This window comes from Serratia sp. HNCC26DJ206 (assembly GCF_057180605.1).
The window spans coordinates 1-6,350 of the sequence record NZ_JBXUGP010000071.1; the positions used below are offsets into that span (position 1 = coordinate 1).

Annotated in this window: 5 protein-coding genes; 2 read left to right on the top strand and 3 right to left on the bottom strand. The window is 51.7% G+C overall.

The genetic code is table 11. The annotated features are described in order from the left end of the window. Positions 1-373: 373 nt before the first annotated feature. The 3 genes from clpB to rluD all read right to left on the bottom strand — a co-directional run bounded on the left by clpB (position 374) and on the right by rluD (position 4,786). Positions 374-2,947 carry an ATP-dependent chaperone ClpB gene (gene clpB, locus AC2A1E_RS23700; RefSeq protein WP_484385792.1) on the bottom strand — a complete coding sequence of 858 codons (2,574 nt, stop codon included), beginning with the start codon at positions 2,945-2,947 and terminating at the stop codon, positions 374-376. 130 nt (positions 2,948-3,077) lie between these two features. Next, complete coding sequence (gene yfiH / locus AC2A1E_RS23705) at positions 3,078-3,809, bottom strand: purine nucleoside phosphorylase YfiH (RefSeq protein ID WP_484385793.1); 732 nt, start codon at positions 3,807-3,809, stop codon at positions 3,078-3,080. Then, positions 3,809-4,786, bottom strand: coding sequence for a 23S rRNA pseudouridine(1911/1915/1917) synthase RluD (gene rluD, locus AC2A1E_RS23710; RefSeq protein WP_459401422.1), 978 nt, complete (start codon positions 4,784-4,786; stop codon positions 3,809-3,811). Before rluD ends, yfiH begins: the two co-directional genes overlap by 1 nt. A gap of 133 nt (positions 4,787-4,919) precedes the next feature. On the opposite strand from rluD, the gene bamD reads away from it, so the two are divergent. After that, positions 4,920-5,651, top strand: a complete 732-nt coding sequence (gene bamD / locus AC2A1E_RS23715) for an outer membrane protein assembly factor BamD (RefSeq protein ID WP_484385794.1) — start codon at positions 4,920-4,922, stop codon at positions 5,649-5,651. Between the two features lie 312 nt (positions 5,652-5,963). Next, positions 5,964-6,302, top strand: a complete 339-nt coding sequence (gene raiA / locus AC2A1E_RS23720) for a ribosome-associated translation inhibitor RaiA (RefSeq protein ID WP_484385795.1) — start codon at positions 5,964-5,966, stop codon at positions 6,300-6,302. Positions 6,303-6,350: the final 48 nt, after the last annotated feature.

Here is a 6,350-nt window from a genome sequence, read left to right on the forward strand (position 1 = left end):
GCATGTTTCTCGGTAACGCGGGAGGCATATAATACGCTTTCCCGCTGAAGAGTCAACCTTTTTTTCTTACGAGATGCGGTGTTTTCACCGGGTTGCTTCTTCCTGACTGGGCGACATTCTTTGCTATAAAGAGTTCGTTGTTCCCGGTCAGTGGAGGCGCATTATAGGGAGTTCTCAGAACGCCGCAACCCCTAAATTCAAAAAACGTTTCAAGCGTTCAAAAAACGGACAAAACCACCATTTTAGGATATTTACTATCCAGAAAAAGGCCTCTTTCAGATATCTGAGCAGAGAAAATGTATCAACCAGGCTAAACAAAAAGAAAAGGGGCAGTAAAAACCGCCCCTTCCATCACTATAAATAGCTGCCGTGTTTATTGTTTGGCAACAATATGGTCGTTTTCCACATCCAGCGTCACTGGCTTGCCCGGTATCAGCTTTCCAGAAAGGATTTGCTGCGCCAGCGGGTTTTCAATTTCCTGCTGGATGGCACGTTTCAATGGCCGAGCACCATAAACAGGGTCATAACCGGTTTTACCCAACAGTTCCAACGCAGGCTCTGTGATACTCACTTCATAACCACGCTCTTCCAGACGTTTGTACAGGCGTGCCAACTGAATCTTGGCAATCTGCGCGATATGTTTGCGGCCGAGCGGATGGAAGACCACGACCTCATCAATACGGTTGATGAATTCTGGCCGGAAATGATGGCTCACCATCTCCATCACCGATTCTTTCATCTGCGTATAGTTAACCTTACCAAAGTGCTCTTGAATCATGTCGGAGCCCAGGTTAGAGGTCATGATCACCACGGTATTGCGGAAATCAACGGTACGGCCCTGCCCATCGGTCAGGCGTCCATCATCCAACACCTGCAAGAGAATGTTGAACACATCTGGATGGGCTTTCTCCACTTCATCCAGCAGGATCACCGAATAAGGCCGACGACGTACCGCCTCTGTCAGATAACCACCTTCTTCATAACCGACATAACCCGGAGGTGCCCCGACCAGCCTGGAGACAGAGTGTTTCTCCATAAACTCGGACATGTCGATACGCACCATCGCATCATCACTGTCGAACAGGAACGAAGCCAGCGCTTTACACAGTTCGGTTTTACCTACCCCCGTCGGGCCGAGGAACAGGAATGAACCGATCGGCCGGTTCGGATCAGAAAGGCCTGCACGGCTACGACGAATGGCGTTAGATACCGCAACCACCGCTTCATCCTGGCCAATCACCCGCGAATGCAGCTCTTGCTCAAGGCGTAGCAACTTATCACGCTCACCTTCCAGCATTCTGGCGACCGGAATACCGGTGGCTTTAGCCAGCACTTCGGCAATCTCTGCATCAGTAACACGGTTACGCAGCAGCTTCATGGTCTTGCCTTCCGCCAGTGTCGCGGCCGCAAGCTGTTTTTCCAGTTCTGGAATTTTGCCGTACTGCAACTCAGACATGCGCGCAAGGTCACCTGAGCGGCGGGACTGCTCCAAGGTAATCTTGGCCTGTTCGAGCTCGGCCTTGATATTCTGCGTACCGGAAAGAGAGGCTTTTTCCGCTTTCCACTCTTCTTCCAGTTCAGAATACTCACGCTCTTTCTGATCTAGCTCACTGCTCAGCATTTCCAGGCGTTTTTTACTGGCATCATCAGACTCTTTATTCAGTGCCTGCTGCTCCAGTTTCAACTGAATGATGCGACGCTCCAGACGATCGAGTGATTCCGGCTTAGAGTCCATCTGCATACGAATGCTGGATGCCGCTTCATCGATCAGGTCGATGGCTTTATCCGGCAACTGGCGATCGGAAATATAGCGATGCGACAAAGTCGCAGCAGCCACGATCGCCGGATCGGTAATCTGCACATGGTGATGCAGCTCATAACGTTCTTTCAGACCACGCAGAATGGCGATGGTATCTTCGACCGTCGGTTCTGCCACATAGACTTTCTGGAAACGACGCTCAAGCGCAGCATCCTTCTCTATATACTGACGATACTCATTCAGCGTGGTTGCACCCACACAGTGCAGTTCACCGCGGGCAAGCGCTGGCTTGAGCATGTTGCCAGCGTCCATAGCGCCGTCGGCCTTACCGGCACCCACCATAGTATGCAGTTCGTCGATAAACAGAATGACACTGCCTTCCTGTTTAGAGAGATCGCTCAACACGCCTTTCAGGCGTTCCTCAAACTCGCCGCGATATTTAGCCCCGGCAATCAGAGCGCCCATATCCAGAGAGAGTACGCGCTTATGCTTAAGCCCTTCAGGCACTTCGCCATTAATGATGCGTTGCGCCAGGCCTTCGACGATGGCGGTCTTACCGACACCCGGTTCACCGATCAGAACGGGGTTATTTTTGGTTCGACGCTGCAATACCTGAATGGTACGGCGGATCTCTTCATCACGGCCAATAACCGGATCAAGTTTGCCCTGCTCGGCACGTTCAGTGAGATCGATGGTGTATTTCTTCAATGCCTGACGTTGGTCTTCCGCACCTTGATCATCCACGCTGTCACCGCCTCGCATTTGTTCAATGGCTTTGGAGAGTTTATCGGCCGTTGCGCCAGCCGCTTTCAGCAGATCGGTCAACGCACCGCGATCTTCAAGCACCGCCAGAACAAACAGCTCGGAAGAAATGAATTTGTCGGCGCGCTTTTGCGCCAGTTTGTCGCACAGGTTGAGTACGCGCACCAGTTCGTGTGATGGTTGAACATCACCGCCGGTACCTTCAACCTGCGGCAAACGGGTTAAAGCCTGATCGATCTCGCTGCGTATACGCCCAGCGTCGATCCCGGCAGACGTTAATAATGGGCGAACCGTCCCCCCATCCTGATTGAGCAATGCGCTCATCAAATGTAACGGTTCGATAAATTGATTGTCGCGCCCTAAGGCCAAGGATTGAGCATCGGCGAGGGCAAGCTGGAATTTGTTGGTAAGACGATCCAGACGCATAACACCTCCAATATAGTGCAGAATTGCTACAGGAGATTAAATGAGGTCATCCCTCAAATTTTCAAGGTTATTCCGACACTATATTATTAGTACAACGTCATGCATCTGTGGATCGTCCTAGGGCAGTAGGTTATATCACCCAGATCAAACTTGCCAGACGTCCGGTCACTCCATCACGCCGATAGGAGAAAAAATGACTCATTTCGGTCACTGTGCAACGATTTCCGCCATAAATGGCGAAAATACCCGCACGCTGAAGGCGCTGGCGAGCCAAAAGGTAGATATCAGCGAGAAATTTATCGCCACGAGGTGTAAACGCAGAAGCAGCAGCAATATCGGCAGCAATAAACGCCGCACGGACCTCCGCCCCAACTTCAAACCGCTGCGGGCCGATCGCCGGGCCAAGCCAGGCGGTGACCTTACCCGGCGCAGCAGCAAAGCGTTCTATCGTACGTTCCAATACACCATCACAGAGCCCACGCCAACCCGCATGGGCTGCTGCCACTTCATCACCTGCCTGTGAAGCAAACAGTACAGGCAGGCAATCCGCCGTCATTACCGCACACACTTGCCCGGCTACGTTGCTGTAAACCGCATCGGCCTGTAAGTCATCAGGCGCTTGCCCGTCTAACGCCAACACTCGTGTTCCATGTACCTGCTCCAGCCAGACAGGCATCTGCGGCAGACCCGCCCCTGCCACCAGCCGTTGGCGGTTACAGGCTACCGCCTGTGCATCATCACCCACGTGCGTGCCCAGATTCAATGAATCATAAGGCGGCAGGCTGATACCTCCATGGCGAGTAGTGCTACAGGCTTTTACGCCCGCAGGTATCGGCCAATCGGGCAGAATGAGCGCATCCATTACCAATCCATTTGGTCTTTGAATTCTTCGGTATCGGCTTTCAGTGCGTCGATCAGATCAACCATATCCTGCGGCAGTGGCGCATGCCATTCCATCTGGATACCGCTGATAGGATGATACAAGCGCAGCATCGTAGCGTGCAGAGCCTGACGATCAAACCCACGTAGCGTGTTGATAAACGCCTCCGATGCCCCTTTTGGTGGACGCGGACGGCCGCCATACAGCGGATCGCCCACCAGCGGGTGGTTGATATGCGACATATGTACACGGATTTGGTGGGTACGCCCGGTTTCCAGACGCAAACGCAGACGAGTATGCGCGCGGAAATGCTCCATGATGCGGTAATGGGTTACCGCCGGTTTCCCCATCGGATGCACGGCCATATGGGTACGTTTGGTGGAGTGGCGTGCAATCGGCTCTTCCACCGTGCCACCCGCCGTCATGGTACCAATCGCCACCGCTTCATATTCACGGGTGATTTCACGTGCCTGTAGCGCTTCCACCAAGCGAGTTTGCGCCGGGACGGTTTTCGCCACGACCATCAGGCCGGTAGTATCTTTGTCCAGGCGGTGCACGATACCAGCACGCGGTACATCGGCAATTTCCGGATAATAATGCAGCAGTGCGTTGAGCACCGTGCCATCCGGGTTACCAGCACCTGGGTGCACCACAAAATCGCGAGGTTTGTTAATCACCAGAATATCGGCATCTTCATAGACGATATCCAATGCGATGTCCTGCGGTTCCCAACGGGCATCTTCCTCGATCTGTGCATCAATGGCGACCGTTTCTCCCCCCAGTACCTTCTCTTTCGGCTTGTTTACCGTTTTGCCATTGACCTGTACCCGATCTTCCAAGATCCAATCTTTTATGCGTGATCTTGAATAATCAGGGAACAATTCGGCCAAAGCCTGATCTAAACGTTGTCCGAGTTGAGTTTCGGCCACCGTTGCGGTGAGTTGTACTTGTTGTGCCATATGCAGGATTCTTCGTTAACGTTGGGTTTTCACGGCGATGCCGTTTAATATAATGTGCTATTGTAACTGGTCTTTTGTCGGGAGCTTAACGGACAGTCTCCCGGAATAACACCCTGAGGATAATCAAAACGTCATGACGCGTATGAAATATCTGGTGGCGGCAGCCACGTTGAGCCTGGCGCTGGCAGGTTGCTCCACATCCAAGGATGCGGTTCCCGACAACCCACCTTCGGAAATCTATGCTACTGCCCAGCAAAAACTGCAGGACGGTGACTTTAAGGGCGCGATTAAACAACTCGAAGCGTTAGATAACCGCTATCCTTTCGGGCCATACTCCCAGCAGGTCCAGTTGGATCTGATTTACGCCTACTATAAATCTGCCGATTTACCGATGGCGCAAGCCTCTATCGATCGCTTTATGCGCTTGAACCCAACGCATCCGAACATTGATTACGTCATGTACATGCGCGGTTTGACAGATATGGCGCTGGATGACAGTGCGTTGCAAGGCTTCTTCGGGGTTGACCGTTCTGACCGCGATCCGCAACACGCCCGCACTGCATTCCGCGATTTCAGCCAGCTGCTTCAGCAGTATCCGAACAGCCAATACGCCACAGACACTTACAAACGTCTGGTGTTCCTGAAAAACCGTCTGGCCAAGTATGAGCTTTCAGTGGCGGAATACTACACTAAACGCGGTGCTTACGTCGCGGTTGTTAATCGTGTTGAGCAGATGATGCGTGATTTCCCGGATACCAAAGCGACTCGTGATGCGTTACCGCTGATGGAAAATGCCTACCGTCAACTGGAGCTGAATGCTCAAGCCGACAAAGTGGCGAAAATCATTGCCGCCAACCCGGCATAACGATTCTAACCGTCACAAACATAAAAAACGGCAGCTTCGGCTGCCGTTTTCATTGGTCGTAAACTCAATCGACCAAGAATAAATTCACGATAATAAACAGAATATTAACAAGGTTATGTCACCTGTTAACCTATCGATAATGCGCGTTATGCCACTCAGACTCAAGTGTTAGATAACTGTTTCAGAGTCTAAATCACAGATTGAGCTAACTTTGCAAAAAGTGACAAAAATACGTGATCTCTTTCACCCACTTCAGCAAAAAGCGCGTTATGCTGAATACATCCAAGACGGAAAAACAGAGAGGTAGGTTATATGACAATCAACATTACCAGCAAACAAATGGATATCACCCCCGCAATCCGTAGTCACGTCGAAGACCGTCTCACCAAACTGGATAAATGGCAGGCTCAACTGATCAACCCGCATATCGTTTTATCTAAAGAACCTAAAGGGTTTGTCGTCGATGCCACCATTACCACACCTAACGGCCCGCTGGTTGCCAGCGCAAAACATGAAGACATGTATACTGCCGTTAATGACCTGATCGCCAAACTTGAGCGTCAGCTGAATAAAGTGCAGCACAAGAGCGAAGCGCGCCGCGCCTATGCCAGTGTGAAAGACCTTGCTCCAGAAGTGGCGCCGGAAGAGTAAGCACCTTTTCATGATTGTTTCGTATCAAACGCGCCCTCGGGCGCGTTT